Annotated in this window: 11 protein-coding genes and 1 tRNA gene; 4 read left to right on the top strand and 8 right to left on the bottom strand. The window is 72.0% G+C overall.

The window, feature by feature from the left end; translation table 11 throughout:
• Position 1: 1 nt before the first annotated feature.
• Both O1G21_RS19665 and O1G21_RS19660 read left to right on the top strand, forming a co-directional pair.
• Entirely contained in the window at positions 2–1,117 is a 1,116-nt protein-coding gene (locus O1G21_RS19665) for a class E sortase (RefSeq protein WP_270145654.1), read from the top strand.
• 37 nt (positions 1,118–1,154) lie between these two features.
• Positions 1,155–1,973, top strand: coding sequence for a class E sortase (locus O1G21_RS19660; protein ID WP_270145653.1), 819 nt, complete (start codon positions 1,155–1,157; stop codon positions 1,971–1,973).
• 115 nt (positions 1,974–2,088) lie between these two features.
• Here the strand turns inward: O1G21_RS19660 and pknB are convergent, their stop codons facing one another.
• The 6 genes from pknB to O1G21_RS19630 form a co-directional block, all read right to left on the bottom strand.
• Positions 2,089–4,200: a Stk1 family PASTA domain-containing Ser/Thr kinase gene (pknB, locus tag O1G21_RS19655; protein ID WP_270145651.1), complete on the bottom strand. Its 2,112-nt coding sequence runs from the start codon at positions 4,198–4,200 to the stop codon at positions 2,089–2,091.
• A gap of 253 nt (positions 4,201–4,453) precedes the next feature.
• Positions 4,454–5,908 carry a peptidoglycan D,D-transpeptidase FtsI family protein gene (locus O1G21_RS19650; RefSeq protein ID WP_270145649.1) on the bottom strand — a complete coding sequence of 485 codons (1,455 nt, stop codon included), beginning with the start codon at positions 5,906–5,908 and terminating at the stop codon, positions 4,454–4,456.
• On the bottom strand, positions 5,905–7,308 hold the full coding sequence (locus O1G21_RS19645; RefSeq protein WP_270151108.1) for an FtsW/RodA/SpoVE family cell cycle protein: 1,404 nt from the start codon (positions 7,306–7,308) through the stop codon (positions 5,905–5,907). The genes O1G21_RS19650 and O1G21_RS19645 overlap by 4 nt, the downstream gene beginning before the upstream one ends.
• Before the next feature lie 136 nt (positions 7,309–7,444).
• Positions 7,445–9,073 (bottom strand): PP2C family protein-serine/threonine phosphatase, encoded by a 1,629-nt coding sequence (locus tag O1G21_RS19640; RefSeq protein ID WP_270145647.1) that lies wholly within the window; start codon positions 9,071–9,073, stop codon positions 7,445–7,447.
• A gap of 53 nt (positions 9,074–9,126) precedes the next feature.
• Entirely contained in the window at positions 9,127–9,672 is a 546-nt protein-coding gene (locus O1G21_RS19635; RefSeq protein WP_270145646.1) for an FHA domain-containing protein FhaB/FipA, read from the bottom strand.
• Between the two features lie 46 nt (positions 9,673–9,718).
• Complete coding sequence (locus O1G21_RS19630; RefSeq protein ID WP_270145644.1) at positions 9,719–10,573, bottom strand: FhaA domain-containing protein; 855 nt, start codon at positions 10,571–10,573, stop codon at positions 9,719–9,721.
• Positions 10,574–11,008: 435 nt separating this feature from the next.
• Between O1G21_RS19630 and O1G21_RS19625 the strand changes: the two genes are divergently transcribed.
• A tRNA-Leu gene (locus O1G21_RS19625) sits at positions 11,009–11,092 on the top strand.
• Positions 11,093–11,213: 121 nt separating this feature from the next.
• Here the strand turns inward: O1G21_RS19625 and O1G21_RS19620 are convergent.
• A complete protein-coding gene (locus O1G21_RS19620) occupies positions 11,214–12,365 on the bottom strand; it encodes a sensor histidine kinase (protein WP_270145642.1) in 1,152 nt (383 codons plus the stop codon).
• Complete coding sequence (locus O1G21_RS19615) at positions 12,362–13,015, bottom strand: response regulator (RefSeq protein ID WP_270151107.1); 654 nt, start codon at positions 13,013–13,015, stop codon at positions 12,362–12,364. The genes O1G21_RS19620 and O1G21_RS19615 overlap by 4 nt, the downstream gene beginning before the upstream one ends.
• 336 nt (positions 13,016–13,351) lie before the next feature.
• On the opposite strand from O1G21_RS19615, the gene O1G21_RS19610 reads away from it, so the two are divergent.
• Positions 13,352–15,181: a phosphatidylglycerol lysyltransferase domain-containing protein gene (locus tag O1G21_RS19610; protein WP_270145640.1), complete on the top strand. Its 1,830-nt coding sequence runs from the start codon at positions 13,352–13,354 to the stop codon at positions 15,179–15,181.
• The last annotated feature ends 261 nt before the right edge of the window (positions 15,182–15,442 follow it).

Here is a 15,442-nt window from a genome sequence, read left to right as displayed (position 1 = left end):
CGTGACCGCGGTGCGTCCGGAGGGGCGTTACCAGCCGGAGGCCGGCCCGTACGGGGCGCCGCAGCAGTACGGCGGCGCCCGGCCGGACGACTTCCCGCCGTACGACTCCCCGCAGTACGGCGTCGGGGGCCAGGGCGGCCGGTATCCGCAGGAGCACCCGGTCCAGGGCGCGCCCGAGGACGGCTGGGGCGTGTACGAGCAGGCCGAGCAGCCCGTCGCGGGCGGGCCCGAGTACCCGTGGCTGCCCGACCAGACCCTCCAGCTGCGCCTGCCCGCCGACGGCGCCGAGCCGCCCGCCGAGTCCGCCCCGCCCACCGGCGGCCGGGCCGAGCGCCGCCGGGCCGCCCAGGGCCGGACCTCGGTCCGCTCGGGCGGCGGACGGCGCCGGGCGAAGGGCCGGGGAGCCCAGGGGCCGCGCCCCAAGGAGTCCGCGGTCGTGGTGGCCGCCCGGTTCGTCGGCGAGATGTGCATCACCCTCGGCGTGGTGATGCTGCTGTTCGTCGCCTACCAGCTCTGGTGGACCAACGTGCAGGCGGACGAGGCCGCCAGCGGGGCCCGGGACCAGCTGGAGCAGCAGTGGGGCGCCCAGCCGCCCGGCGCGGGGCCGGGGGCCCCGGACCCCAACAAGCCCGAGGTGTTCGAGCCCGGCAAGGGCTTCGCCATCATCTACCTGCCCAAGTTGGGCCTGAAGTTCCCGATCGCCGAGGGCACCTCCAAGTCGGCGGTGCTCGACAAGGGCCTGGTCGGCCACTACACCGGCACCGCGATGCCGGGCGACCAGGCGGGCAACTTCGCGCTGGCCGCGCACCGCAACACCCACGGCGAGCCGTTCCGGTACATCAACCAGCTCGGCAAGGGCGACAAGGTCGTGGTGGAGACCTCCTTCGGGTACTACACCTACGAGATCACCGGCGGCATCCCGCAGACTCCCCCCAGCAACGTGAGCGTGATCAAGCCGGTGCCGAACGGCTCCGGGTACACCGGCCCCGGCCGGTACATCACGCTGACGACCTGCACCCCGGAGTTCACCTCCAAGTACCGGCTCATCCTCTTTGGCAAGATGATCGAGGAGCGGCCGCGGAGCCAGGGCAAGCCGGCCGCGATCACGGGCGGATAGCCGTCCGGGGCCCGGTTTCGGAGGGGGAGCACCGCAGATGCAGGACGACGGGACCGCGCGGTCGGCCGAGCCGGCCGAGGAGGCCTTCCCCCCGCCCGAACGGCGGGCCGCCGGGAAGGACCGCGGCGGGCGGAGCCGGGCGCTGGCCGCGCTGGGCGTTTTCGGCGAGCTGCTGATCACCCTGGGCCTGGTGCTCGGCCTGTTCGTGGCCTGGTCGCTGTGGTGGACCAACGTGCAGGCGGACCGCTCCGCATCGGCCGCCGCGGACAAGCTGCGCAGCTCCTGGGCGGCCGGCCCGACCCCCGGCCCCCCGGTCGGGCCCGGCGCCGCCCCCGCACCCGGCGGGGCGGCCGTGGCGCCGCCCGCGATCGGGAACGACGTGGGCTTCCTGCACGTCCCGGCGATGGGCCGGAACTACCAGGTGCTGATCCGGATGGGCACCTCCACCGCCGTCCTGGACGAGGGCGTGGCGGGCGTGTACGAGGCGCCCTACAAGGCCGCGATGCCCTGGGACCAGGCGGGCAACTTCGCGCTGGCCGCCCACCGGGACGGCCACGGCGCCAGGTTCCACGACCTGGACGCCGTCCACCGCGGCGACGCGATCGTGGTCGAGACCCGGGACAAGTGGTACGTCTACAAGGTCGACAACACCCTGCCGGAGACCTCCAAGTACGACACCGGCATCGTCGCGCCCGTCCCGGCGAGCTCCGGGTACACCGGCCCCGGCCGGTACATCACCCTGACCACCTGCACGCCGGTGTACACCTCGCGGTACCGGATGGCCGTCTGGGGGAGCCTGGTGCGGGTGGACGACATGGACGCCAAGCGCACCCCGCCGCCGGAGCTGCGGCACTGAGGCCGGCTCAGGTTCGGTCGGCAGGACGCCCGAGGGCCCGTCGCGGTGGTCGCGACGGGCCCTCGGGCGTTCACTGCTCGGGATGACCGGCCCTCAGAACCAGGGGAAGAAGGGCTTAGGGGTTCCCTTTGCCGGGGGGCGTGGTGGTGGTGTCGCCCCCTTTGGCCGGATCGGCCGGACGGGTGACCAGCTGCACCTGGGTGTTCGGGTCCAGCGGGGTGCCGGCGCCCGGGATGCTCTGCACGACGGTCGCGTTCTGGTCCTGCGGGCCGCTGACCACGGTGTAGCCCAGGCCGGCCTTGGACAGCGCGGCGATGGCGTCCGACAGCTTGGAGTTCTGCAGCGGCGGGACGACGGACTTGTCCGGCGCCTTGTAGATCGTCAGGGAGATCTTCGTACTGGTCGGGACCTTGGTGTTGGGCGCGACCGACTGCGAGGCGACGGTGTTGACCTTGGTGGGGTCGTTGGTCGGGGTGGTCTTCGAGGTGTCGACCTGGAAGCCCAGCTGCTGCAGCTGGTTCTGCGCGTCGTCCTTCTGCATGCCCACCACGCTGGGGACGGTCTGCTTGGTCTTGCCCTGCGAGACCGTCAGCTTGACCGGGGCGCTCGGGTCGGCGGTCGCGCCGGCCGCCGGGTCCTGGGCGAGGACGGTGTCCTGCGGGGCGGTGTCGTCGTCCTTGTAGTCGGCGGCGGCGATGTTGCTGAAGCCCAGGGACGTCAGCAGCTGCATCGCCTGGTCCTTGGTCTTGCCGGTCAGCGCCGGCATCTGCAGCTTGGCCGGACCGGAGGAGAGCTGCACGGTGATGCGGGCGTCCTCGGCGACCTGGGTGCCGCCCGCCGGGGTCTGGGTGCAGACCTGGTCCTTCTTGACGTTGGCGTCCGGGCAGGCGATCTTGTCGCCCTCGGTGACCACGAGCTTGGGGCCGGCCGCGGTCGCCGCGGTCTTCGCGTCCGCCAGGCTCCTGCCGACCAGGTTCGGCGCCGTCACCTTGGCGCCGCCCGTGCTGCCCTTGTCGCTGAACATCGCCTGGGCCACGAAGAAGGTGCCGACCAGGACCAGCACGGCGGCCACCGCCAGCACGATCCAGGAGGTGTTGCCCTTCTTCGGCCGGTCCTCGCCGCGCCGGCCGCCGCCCTGGCCGTAGCCGTCGTCGTAGCCGTCGTGGCCGCCGCCCTGGGCGCCGGCGTAGGTCTGGCCGTAGCCGTCGTCGTAGCCGCCGGGCTGGGCACCGGCCTGCGGCAGCAGGGTGGTCGGGCCGCCGGGCTGCTGCGGCAGCACGTTGGTCTGGCCGTACGGGTCGTGCTGCTGCGGGTAGCCGTTCTGGTCGTAGCCGTACCCGGCCGCGCCCATCCCGTAGGCGGCGGCCTGCTGGGCGGCGGCGACCGGGAGGCCGTCGAGGAAGCGCTCGATGTCGTCGCGCATCTCGTCGGCGCTCTGGTAGCGGTAGTCGCGTTCCTTGGCGAGCGCCTTCAGCACGATCGCGTCGACCTCGGGGCGCACCTCGGGGTCGAAGACCGACGGCGGCTGCGGCTCCTCCCGGACGTGCTGGTAGGCCACCGCGACCGGGGAGTCGCCGACGAACGGCGGGCGGACGGTCAGCAGCTCGTAGAGCAGGCAGCCGGTGGAGTAGAGGTCGGAGCGGGCGTCGACCTGCTCGCCCTTGGCCTGCTCGGGGGAGAGGTACTGGGCGGTGCCGATCACGGCCGAGGTCTGGGTCATGGTCATGCCGGCGTCGCCCATCGCGCGGGCGATGCCGAAGTCCATCACCTTGACGTTGCCCTGCCGGGTCAGCATCACGTTGGCCGGCTTGATGTCGCGGTGCACGATGCCGGCCCGGTGCGAGTACTCCAGGGCCTGGAGGATGCCGATGGTCATCTCCAGCGCGCGCTCGGGCAGCAGTCGGCGGCCGGAGTGCAGCAGCTCGCGCAGCGTCGAGCCCTCGACGTACTCCATCACGATGTACGGGATGGAGATCCCGTCGATGTAGTCCTCGCCGGTGTCGTACACGGCGACGATCGCGGGGTGGTTCAGCGACGCCGCGGACTGTGCCTCGCGGCGGAAGCGGGCCTGGAACGACGGATCCCGGGCCATGTCGGCCCGGAGCGTCTTCACTGCGACGGAACGGCCGAGCCGGGTGTCATGGCCGAGGTACACCTCGGCCATGCCGCCGCGTCCGAGGACGCCGCCGAGCTCGTACCTGCCGCCGAGGCGACGAGGCTCTTCCATAGTTCCGACCCTCTCCCTCACCCGCCGGTGAGGTTGTGACGTAGGTGTCCCCGCACGCTCTGGGTGACGCCGCGCGCGCCGCGACCGGTTCTCCGGCCGGGCCGTGCGCCGCCTCGCGGGCGGCAACGGGCACACCCGCTGCTGGCGGATACGCTACCGGTCGCACCGCACCGGACCGGAGTCAGCCGTCGGCCGATATCAGACCGGTATCGGGACGGGGGTACCGATCGTGACATTCACCTCACTAAGGCCCCTACTTGCCGAGTGCGGCCTGCATCACCGCCTTGGCGATCGGCGCGGCGAGCCGGCCGCCGCTGATGCCGTCGCGGTTGTCGGAGCCGTCCTCGACCACCACCGCGACCGCGACCGACTGGCCGTCCGGGGTCTTGGCCCAGGAGGTGAACCAGGCGTACGGCAGTCCGGAGTTGTTCTCGCCGTGCTGCGCGGTGCCGGTCTTGCCGCCGACCTGGACGCCCGGGATCTGGGCGTTCTTGCCGGTGCCGTCCTGGACCACCGAGACCATCAGGTCCTGCATCTTCTGCGCGGTGGCCGGGCTCATCGCCTGGGAGAACTGCTTCTCGGTGTGCTTGGAGAGGGTGGTCAGCGAGGCCGAGCGCTCCTGGTCGACCAGGTAGGGCTGCATCAGGCTGCCGTTGTTGGCGATCGCCGCGGAGACCATGGCGACCTGCAGCGGGGTGGCGCGGGTGTCGTGCTGGCCGATCGAGTCCTGAGCGGTGCCGTCCAGGCTGGCGCTGTTCGGGAAGACGCTCTTCTCGGCCCGGACCGGTGTGTCGATGGTGCTGTTGAAGCCGAACTTCTCGGCCTGCGCCCGCATCTTGTCCTTGCCCAGGTCCGCGCCGATCTTGGCGAAAACCGTGTTGCAGGACTGGTCCATCCCGGCCTTGACGGTGGCGTTCTCGCAGCGCTCGTTCGGGCTCTCGTTCTTCAGCGTGGTCTGGGTGCCGGGCAGGGTGTACGGGTCCGGGGTCGAGGTGGCGTCGTCGATGCTCTGGAACATCCCGTTCTCGAACGCGGCGGTCGCGGTGACCAGCTTGAACGTCGAGCCGGGCGGATAGGTGTACTTCAGCGCCCGGTTGTCCAGCGGCTTGTTCGGGTCGGCGTTGAGGTCGTTCCACGCCTTGGTGGCGTCGTTGTCGTAGCCGGAGATGGTGCCCGGGTCGTAGGACGGCGCGGAGACCAGGGCGAGGATGGCGCCGGTCTTCGGGTCGAGCGCGACCACCGCGCCCTTCTTGCCGTTCATGGCGTCCCACGCGGCCTTCTGCACCTTGGGGTTGATCGTCGTGACGACGTCGCCGCCCTTCTTGGGCTCCCCGGTGAGCATGTCCAGGGTGTTGCGGAAGAACAGCCGGTCGTCGCTGCCGGAGAGGACGCCGTCCTCCAGCGCCTCCAGGCCGCTGCTCTGGCCCAGCGTGGAGAACCCGGTGACCGGGGCCCACATCGGGCCGTCGACCCAGGAGGTCTTGTACTTGAAGCGCACGCCGTTGACGAAGTCGGACGAGGTGACCGGCTGGCCGCCCGCGATGATGTTGCCGCGCGGGTGGGCGTAGCGGTCGTACAGCTGGCGCTTGTTGTTCTTGTTGGTGGCCAGGGCGTCGGCCTGGACGCCCTGCACCCAGTTGGCGCGCACCATCAGGGCCAGGATCAGCACCAGGCAGAAGATCGAGATCCGTCGGATCGGCTTGTTCATCGGGCGGATCCTCCCTGGCCCTCGGTGGCCGGGGCCGGTACGACCCCGGGACGGCGGGCGCTGTCGCTGATCTTCAGCAGGATCGCGACCAGCGCCCAGTTGGCAACGACGGACGACCCGCCCTGAGCCAGGAACGGCATGGTCATACCGGTCAGCGGGATCAGTCCGGTGACCCCGCCGGCGACGACGAACACCTGCAGCGCCATCGCCGAGGACAGCCCGACGGCGAACAGCTTGCCGAAGGGGTCGCGGGCGGCGAGGGCGGTGCGCAGGCCGCGCTGCACCAGCAGGGCGTACAGCAGGAAGATCGCCATCAGGCCGGTGAGCCCGAGCTCCTCGCCGAAGGAACCCAGGATGAAGTCGCTCTTGGCGGCGAAGTTGATCAGCCAGGAGCGGCCCTGGCCGAGGCCGGAGCCGGTCACCCCGCCGGAGCCGAGCGCCATCAGCGACTGGCCGATCTGCTCGGTCGCGCCCTTGGGCGGGTGCGGGGAGAAGGCGGCCATCGGGTCGAGCCAGGCGTCGATGCGGACCTTGACGTGGCTGGTGGTCGTGGCGACCGCGGCCGCGCCGCCGACCGACATCAGCAGGCCGAACAGGATCCAGCTGGTCCGCTCGGTGGCGACGTAGAGCATCACCACGAAGAGGCCGAAGAACAGGAAGGACGTGCCGAGGTCGTTCTCGAAGACCAGGATCAGCAGGCTGAGCAGCCAGATCACGATGATCGGGCCGAGGTCGCGGCCGCGCGGCAGGTACAGGCCCATGAAGCGGCGGCTGGCCAGTGCCAGGGCGTCCCGCTTGACCATCAGGTAGCCGGCGAAGAACACGGTCAGGACGATCTTGGCGAACTCGCCGGGCTGGATGGAGAAGCTGCCCATCCGGATCCAGATCTTCGCGCCGAAGTCCTCGGCCCGGGCCGGGAAGAAGGCCGGCGCGGCGAGCAGCACCAGCGCCGCCACCATCGAGATGTAGGTGTAGCGCTGGAGCACCCGGTGGTCCTTCAGGAAGACCATGACGCCGATGAACAGCGTGATCCCGAGGGCCGACCACATCAGCTGGTTGCGGGCCGCCGGGAAGTTGCCGCTGAGCAGGCGGCCGGCCTTGTCCAGCCGCCAGATCATCACCACGCCCAGCCCGTTCAGCAGCGTGGCGATCGGCAGCATCAGCGGGTCCGCGTACGGCGCGAAGCGGCGTACCAGCAGGTGCGCGACCAGCGCCAGCGAGCCCATGCCGAGGCCGTAGCCGAGCATGCCGGCGGGCAGCCGGGAGTCCATCGCCAGCCCCACGTTGGCGTACGCCAGGATCGGCAGCAGGACCGCGAAGACCAGCAGGGCCAGCTCGGTGTTGCGCCGGTTCGGCGTGCCCTGGGGCGAGATGGTGGTGTTGCCCCGGCGCCGCGGCACGACGCGCCCGGCCGCCGCCCGGCGCCGGCCGCCGGCGCGGCCGGTGTCGCCGCTCAGGTTGTAGCTGCTCACGTGGTGACCGCTCCCTGACGGCCGGCGGGCCCGCGCCGGGCGGACCTATGTCGGATCACGGAGGTCACGGCTTCGGGCAGGATTCGGCCCGGGCGCGGTCGTCGTCGCTCAGCTGCTGCTGGGGCGGCTGGGCCTGCTCGCTCGGGGCGGCGGCCACCGGAGGGGTGGCGTTCTGCGTCGGGGCGGGCGTGGTCGGGGCGCTCGGGGTCGGCGTGGCGCTCGGCGCGGTCGCGGTCGGGTTGCGCTTCTCCCGCTCCCCCGGGGTGGCCGGCGTGGCGGTCACGAACGAGCTCTTGGTGGCCGGGGTCGGCTGGGTGCCCTGCGGGGCCGCGGCGGCGACCCGTTGGCACAGCTTGGCCCAGCCCACGAGGTCGTTCATCGTCTTCTCGGCGTCGTTCAGGCTGCCGACCGAGATGGTCTTGCTCACCTGGGCGCGCTGGTCCTGCGGCAGCCACTTCAGCGGCGCGTCGCTGTGCGACTCGTGCACCGAGGAGAGGCTCAGACCGGCCAGGTTCTGGTTGATGCCCTGGTAGATCGCGACGTGGTCGCCGTCCTCGCCGATGTAGTACTGGCCCTGCGTCCACTGGTAGCCGAAGTACCCGGCGCCGCCGAGCAGGCCGAGCGTGACCAGGACGGCCAGCGAGACGGTCAGGCCGCGGCGCTTGCGCTTGGGGGGCTGCTCCTCGTCGAACTCCTCGGTGCCGTACACCGAGGGCTCGACGGGGTAGCCGTAGCCCTCCTCGCCCTGGTAGCCCTCGGCGGGACCGAAGCCACCCTGGGCGGCGCCGTAGCCCTCGTAGCCCTCGGCCGGGCCGAAGGCGCCCTGCGGGCCGCGGCCCAGGCCGGCGGCGCGGCCGGCCGGGGTGTCCGCGATCGAGTGGTCGGCGGCGGTCGAGGACGGCGGGGTGTCGGCGACCGCGCCGACCACCACCGGGACGTCGTTGAACTGGCCGCTCATGGTGTCCGTGGCGCCGACGTCGATGACGTCCGCCACGATGCAGGTGATGTTGTCCGGACCGCCGCCGCGCAGCGCGAGCTGGATCAGCTCCTGCACGGTCTGCTCGGGCGAGTAGTAGCTGCCGAGGGTGTCCTGCAGGGTCTGGTGGCTGACCGGGCCGGAGAGGCCGTCGGAGCAGAGCAGGTAGCGGTCGCCGGCCCGGACCTCGCGGATCGACAGGTCCGGTTCGACCTGACCGCGGCCGTCCAGGGCCCGCATCAGCAGCGAGCGCTGGGGGTGGGTCTCGGCCTCCTCGGGCGTGATCCGGCCCTCGTCGACCAGGCGCTGCACCCAGGTGTGGTCCTGGGTGATCTGCACCAGCGAGCCGTCGCGCAGCAGGTAGGCGCGGGAGTCGCCGACGTGCACCAGGCCCATCCGCTGGCCGGTCCACAGCATGGCGGTCAGGGTGCAGCCCATGCCCTCCAGCTGCGGGTCCTCCTCGACCATCTGCCGGAGCCGGTCGTTGGCGCCCTGGACGGCGTCGCCCAGCAGGGTCAGCAGGTCGGCGCCCGGCACGTCCTCGTCCAGTCGGACGATCGAGCCGAGCACCTCGGAGGACGCGACCTCGCCGGCCGCGGCGCCGCCCATGCCGTCGGCCACGGCCAGCAGCCGCGGCCCGGCGTAGCCGGAGTCCTCGTTCCCCTCCCGGATCAGTCCCTTGTGGGAGCCGGCGGCGAAGCGCAGCACCAGGGTCATGCGACCTGTGCCCCCCTCTGGGTCATGGACGGGATGCTGTCCCTCATGCGCTACTACTTCCGCAGTTCGATGACGGTCCTGCCGATACGGATCGGCATGCCCGGCTGGAGCGGGGTGGGCGCGGTCAGGCGCTGCCGGTCCAGATAGGTGCCGTTGGTGGAGCCTAGATCCTCGACCGTCCACTGCCCAGTCTGATCCGGATAGATCCTGGCATGCCGGGAGGACGCGTAGTCGTCGTCCAGCACGATGGTGGAGTCGTGCGCGCGGCCCAGCGTGATGGTCTGGCCCTGCAGCGCGACCGTGGTCCCGGCCAGCGAGCCCTGCACCACGACGAGCTGGGTCGGGGCGCCGCGGCGGCGGCCGCCGCCCTGGGTCTGGCCCGCGCCGGCGTTGCCGGGGGCCGGGGCGGCGGGACGTCCGGGCGCCGTGGTGGTCGCCGCGCCGCCGCCGGACGCCGTGGCGGCGCCGCGGCGGGAGGTGCGGGGGTTCACCTTGGTGCCGAACAGGTCGCTGCGGATCACCTGGATCGCGACGATGACGAACAGCCACAGCACGGCCAGGAAGCCCAGTCGCATGACCGTGAGGGTCAGTTCTGACATGACCGTCCCGCCAGTCGGTGAGCGAGGCGCGCGAACAACTCGGACACTACCCTTCGACCTGCCGGTAGACGATGGTGGTGGAGCCCACGACGATTCGGGAGCCGTCGCGGAGCGTAGCGCGCTGGGTGTGCTGCCCGTCCACCACGATGCCGTTGGTGGACCCCAGGTCGAGGACCATCGAAGGGGTGCCGGGGCGGATCTCGGCGTGCTTGCGCGAGACCCCCGGGTCGTCGATCCGCACGTCCGCCTCGGTCGAGCGCCCGAGCACGCAGGCCGCGCCGGTGATCTGGTGGCGGGCGCCGTTCACCTCGATCCAGCGGCGGACCGAGGCGCCGTGGCCGGCCCCGGGGAAGTTGCGGACGTTGCCGCCGGCCGGAGGGCCCGGGGGCATCGCGGGAGGTGCGGGCGGCGGCGGGGGCGCGTTGTACTGCTCGGCGCCGCCCTGCTGCCAGGGCGCGCCGGGGGCCGGCGCGGCCGGCTGGCGGTCGTAGCCGGGCTGCGGCGGCGCGGCGTACTGCTGGGGCTCCTCGGCGGCGAGGGTGCGGCTGCGCACCCGGTACAGGCCGGTGTCCAGGTCGTCGGCCTTCTCCAGGTTCACCTGGAGCGGGCCCATGAAGGTGTACCGCTGGGCCTCGGCGTACTCGCGGACCATGCCGGCGAGCTCGGTTCCGAGCTGTCCCGAGTAGGGGCTGAGCCGCTCGTGGTCGTGCGGGCTGAGCTCGACGATGAAGTCGTTCGGCACGACGGTGCGGTCGCGGTTCCAGATGCTCGCGTTGTTGTCGCACTCGCGCTGCAGAGCGCCGGCGATCTCGACGGGCTGGACCTCGGACTTGAACACCTTGGCGAAGGTGCCGTTGACGAGACCCTCCAGCCGCTGCTCGAACTTCTTCAGCATCCCCATGGGGCACCCCCTTCCAGGGTTCGTTCGCCTGCCCGTGGACCGGCTCCCTCCGGGGGACTGTCCTCCGGAGAGTCGGTCGTGCCTACTTGCGGTACTTCCGTACTGATCGTATCCACGCCGGGCCCTTCCGTACGGTTCCCGGACCGCGTGGTGCCCGGGGGTGGGCTCGGACACACAGGGTGACGCATTTCGGGGGCGGCACGCCAGGTGTGTCCATCGGAGCCGCCCACCGCCGTTCGCTCGCCCGTTCGTCGTGCACCCGTTCGGATGCGGTTGGTCTCCCCGGGAAACCGATTCGGAGCAGCCCCCCAGGTCGTGCTACTGTTTTCCACGTCGGAAGGGCCGCCCGGAAGGGAAGCCGGACCGAGGAAGCGCGAAGGGCCACATGGTACCGGGCGGTTCCGAGGATCGGACGGCAAAGAAGACAACACCCATGCGCGGGTGGCGGAATAGGCAGACGCGCTGGATTCAGGTTCCAGTGCCCGAAAGGGCGTGGGGGTTCAACTCCCCCCTCGCGCACAGCGAAGCCCCGCAGATCTTCGGATCTGCGGGGCTTTCTCGTTGTCCGGCCTTCCTTGTCGTCCGAGCCGTCTCGTCGTCCGGAGCCGGCGGCCGGGGCGCGGCCGCCGGGACGGTGGGGTCAGGAGCGGGTGGCGGGGAGCTCGGCGCGGACCTCGAAGCCGCCGTCCTGGGTGGGGCCCGCGGTGAGGGTGCCGCCCAGCAGCTGGGCGCGCTCGCGCAGGCCGACCAGGCCGTGGCCGCCGCCCGGCAGGATCTCGGCCGGGTGGACCCGCGGCGCCTCGTTGCGGACTTCGACCCGCAGCCTGCGGCCCTTCGCCCGGACCTTCACGTGCACCACCGCCTCCGGCGCGTACTTGGTGATGTTGGTGAGCGCCTCCTGGATGGTGCGGTAGGCGGCCCGCTCGACCGCCTCCGGCCACGGGCGGTCACCGGGGTTCAGTTCGGTGTCGGCGGTCAGCCCGCTCTGCTCGATCAGCCGGGGCAGGTCGGCCAGCCGGGGCTGCGGGGCGAGCGGGGCGTCCGGGAGCGGGCCGTTGGTGGTGCCGCGCAGCACCCCGACCATCTGGCGCAGCTCGTCCAGGGTCCGTACGGACAGTTCGCGGATGGTGCGGGCGACGCCCGCGGCGGCCGGGTCGGCGGTGCTCACCTGGAGCGCGCCGGCCTGGATGCTGATCAGGCTGACCTGGTGCGAGACCACGTCGTGCATCTCCCGGGCCAGCCGGCCGCGCTCGCTGATCAGCACGCGCTCGGCGAGCAGCCGGCTCTCCCGCTCCTGGCCGCGGGTCAGCTCGTCCAGGCGGGCGGCCAGCTCCCGCCGGGTGCGGGAGAGCCGGCCGGTGGCGGCCGGGCCGGCGGCCAGCATCACGGCCTGGATGGCGTCCAGGGCGGTGTTCCGGCTGAGGTCGATGACCGGGGTCGGCAGCGGCCAGTGGAAGAAGGTGACCAGGGTGAACAGGGTCGCGCAGGGGATCAGCACCCGGGGGCCGGGGCGGTCGGTGGCGATCGTGTAGACGGCGGTGATCGGGGCCAGCCAGATCTGCTCGACCCAGGTGCCGGGCATGGTGAGCAGCAGCACCGTCACCGGGAAGCGGCGGCGCCAGAACAGCGCGACGGCGGCCAGCGTGGAGAGCGCGATCTGCCACCAGGCGGCGTCCCGGGCCACCAGCGCCGAGTCCAGCAGGGAGTACAGGACGGGCAGCAGCAGCATCAGCCAGGGCGCGGTGCACCAGGCGGGCAGCCGTCTGGACGGCAGCTGGTCGACGGTCGTCATGCCCCGTCGCCGGGCTTGGGCCGGACCAGACCGGCCCGGTGGGCGAGCACGGCGGCCTGCACCCGGTTGGCGGCGCCGAGCTTGCCGAGGATCGCGCTGATGTGGTCCTTGACCGTGCCGGTGCCGAGGAAGAGCCGGTCGGCGATCTCGGCGTTGGACAGGCCCTCGCCGAGCAGGGCGAGCACGTCGAGCTCCCGGCCGGTCAGGGTGCGGGCCAGCGAGGTGGCCTCGGCGTCCGGGCCGCCGCCGTCCACGTAGCCGCCGATCACGGTGCGGGTGACGGTCGGGGAGAGGATGTTGCCGCCCGCGGCGAGCACCCGGACCGCGTGCACCAGCTGCTCGGGGGCGGTGTCCTTGAGCAGGAAGCCGGCCGCGCCGGCCCGCAGCGCGGTGCCGATGTACTCGTCGGTGTCGAAGGTGGTGAGCATCGCGACGGCGGGCGGGTCGGGCAGGGCGCGCAGGCGGCGCAGCACCGAGATGCCGTCGAGGTCGGGCATCCGGATGTCGAGCAGCACCACGTGCGGGCGCAGGCGCCGGACGTGCTCCTCGGCCTGCCCGCCGGAGCAGTCGCCGACCACCTCCAGGTCGGGGGCGGAGCCGACGATCAGGCCGAGGCCCGAGCGGACCAGGATCTCGTCGTCGACGATCAGCACGTGGGTGGTGGTGATGGTGCCTCCTCGGTTCGGGCGGCCGGGTTCGGTCGGTCCGCGGGGGTCGCTTTTGAGGGTAGGGGTAGGCGGGGCGGGGCGCCGAACCAATGACGGGTACGAACCCCGCCGTTCGGCGGGGGTGGGAATCCGCTACCCGGTTCACGTAATTCTCAGGAATGGTGCGGAACCATGGAGTTGGCTGTCCTTTCCGGCCCGCCGCTCGATGCGGGCGGCCGGTGGGCGGAGGCGGCCGGTCAGTCCGTCGGGCCCGTGCGGGCGCCCGGCGCCGGGCCGTGTGCGGATGCGCCCCACCATCTGATCGTTTGGAATTGAGCTGTGTCGTCCACTGTGAAGTCGGAGCCGTCCGCCACCTCCGCCGGGCCCCGGCCCGCCGGACCGCTCGACCGCTGGCGCCCGAGGGCCGCCGCCGCCTCCGTCTGGTACCTCAGGCTGCTGGCGCTGCTGAACCTGGCGACGGTGCTGCTGGTGCCGTGGGGGAACCAGGTCAGCGAGCACAACGAGGGTGAGTACTTCACCCCGTACCTGATGACCTCCGGCCTGGCGGCCGCGGTGCTGTCGGTCTTCCTCGCCGTCGCGATGCGGCGGCGCAAGCGCGCCGCGTGGATCTTCAACGCGGCGCTCAGCAGTGTGTTCGCCCTGCTGTACCTGGCGGCCATGGTGCTGCCCGGCGAGCGCTTCAACAAGCACCCGCTCAACTACATCTCCACCATCCTGACCTGCCTGTTCGTGCTGGCGCTGCTGATCGGGCGCAAGGAGTTCACGTCCAAGGGCGACCCCTCCAACCCGAAGACCGCGGCGGCCACCTTCGTCGGCGGGCTGCTGTTCGGCGGCTCGGTCGGCGCGCTGCTGGTCTGGCTGACCAACGAGCTGAACGGCGCCGACTGGTGGGACCTCTTCCGCTACTCGGTCGGCCGGATGGTCACCATCACCCCCTCCGAGCACCTGCGCTCGGTGATCGCCGCCCCGACCTGGGTGAACGCCGCGATCAACGCGATGGGCGCGGTGCTGTTCCTGCTGGTGCTGTACGTGGCCTTCCGCAGCCCGCGCGGCAAGGAGCTGCTCACCCCGGAGGACGAGGCGAAGCTGCGCGGCCTGCTGGAGCGGCAGGGCGAGCGGGACTCGCTGGGCTACTTCGCGCTGCGCCGGGACAAGGCGGTGATCTTCTCCCCCAGCGGCAAGGCGGCGGTGACCTACCGGGTGGTCGGCGGGGTCTCGCTCGCCTCGGGCGACCCGATCGGCGACCCGGAGGCCTGGCCGGGCGCGATCGAGGCCTGGCTGTCCGAGGCGCGGGAGCACGCCTGGGCGCCGGCCGTGATGGGCGCCTCCGAGGAGGCCGGGGTGATCTACGCCCGGCACGGGCTGGACGCGCTGGAGCTGGGCGACGAGGCGATCGTCGAGCTGGACGAGTTCTCGCTGGAAGGCCGCGCGATGCGGGTGGTCCGGCAGGCGTACAACCGGGTCAAGCGGGCCGGGTACACGGTGCGGGTCCGCCGCCACGAGGACATCTCCGAGGCGGAGATGGCGCGGCTGGTGGCCAAGGCCGACGAGTGGCGCGACGGGGCGACCGAGCGCGGCTTCTCGATGGCGCTGGGCCGGCTCGGCGACCCGGGCGACGGCCGCTGCGTGATGCTGGAGTGCCACAACGCGGACGGCGAGCTCGCGGCGCTGCTGAGCTTCGTCCCGTGGGGCCCGGACGGGCTCTCGCTGGACCTGATGCGCCGGGCCCGGGACACCGACAACGGCCTGGTGGAGTTCATGGTGATCGAGCTGCTGCAGCGCGCCGACGAGGTGGGGCTGAAGCGGGTCTCGCTGAACTTCGCGATGTTCCGTTCGGTCTTCGAGCGCGGTTCGCGGCTCGGCGCCGGGCCGGTGCTGCGGCTCTGGCGCTCCGTCCTCGGGTTCTTCTCGCGCTGGTGGCAGATCGAGTCGCTGTACCGCGCGAACGCCAAGTACCGGCCGATCTGGGAACCGCGTTACCTGCTGTTCGAGAAGAGCAGCGAGATTCCGCGGATCGGCATCGCGAGCGCGCGCGCCGAGGGTTTCATCGTCGCGCCGAGCCTGCCCGCCCTGTTCCGCCGTCGGCACGCGCGGGCCGCCGTGGTGGCGCCCAGGGTGCCGGTGGCGGCGCGGGACGGGAAGGGGTAGCCCTCCGCCGGGGGGCGGAGGGGGGCCGACGCCCGGGGGTGTACTCAGGACCACCAGCCGTAGGGGACATAGGGCCATCGGTCATAAGGGGGGTCCAGAGGGGGGATTCGTCTCCCTCCTGAGGATGACCTCGATCCCCATCCATGCCGATGTGGATTTGTTAACTGGCTTCTAATGTTGGGGTAGCTGACAAGTTCGGGGATTCGGGAGAAACGGTTGTGATTCACAGGACCCACGCGGGGGGCGTGCGAAAGGGGCCGC

The sequence above is a fragment of the Kitasatospora cathayae genome (assembly GCF_027627435.1).
Lineage (GTDB): Bacteria > Actinomycetota > Actinomycetes > Streptomycetales > Streptomycetaceae > Kitasatospora > Kitasatospora cathayae.
Note: the sequence above shows the minus strand (reverse complement) of the source record. Positions and strands in the feature narration are given on the sequence as shown.

What these genes read in the sequence shown, in the direction of transcription:
- O1G21_RS19650 (WP_270145649.1), bottom strand. Translation starts at nt 5,908, where the DNA reads ATGAACAAGCCGATCCGACGGATCTCGATCTTCTGCCTGGTGCTGATC.
- O1G21_RS19635 (WP_270145646.1), bottom strand. Translation starts at nt 9,672, where the DNA reads ATGTCAGAACTGACCCTCACGGTCATGCGACTGGGCTTCCTGGCCGTG.
- pknB (WP_270145651.1), bottom strand. Translation starts at nt 4,200, where the DNA reads ATGGAAGAGCCTCGTCGCCTCGGCGGCAGGTACGAGCTCGGCGGCGTC.
- O1G21_RS19660 (WP_270145653.1), top strand. Translation starts at nt 1,155, where the DNA reads ATGCAGGACGACGGGACCGCGCGGTCGGCCGAGCCGGCCGAGGAGGCC.
- O1G21_RS19620 (WP_270145642.1), bottom strand. Translation starts at nt 12,365, where the DNA reads ATGACGACCGTCGACCAGCTGCCGTCCAGACGGCTGCCCGCCTGGTGC.
- O1G21_RS19640 (WP_270145647.1), bottom strand. Translation starts at nt 9,073, where the DNA reads ATGACCCTGGTGCTGCGCTTCGCCGCCGGCTCCCACAAGGGACTGATC.
- O1G21_RS19630 (WP_270145644.1), bottom strand. Translation starts at nt 10,573, where the DNA reads ATGGGGATGCTGAAGAAGTTCGAGCAGCGGCTGGAGGGTCTCGTCAAC.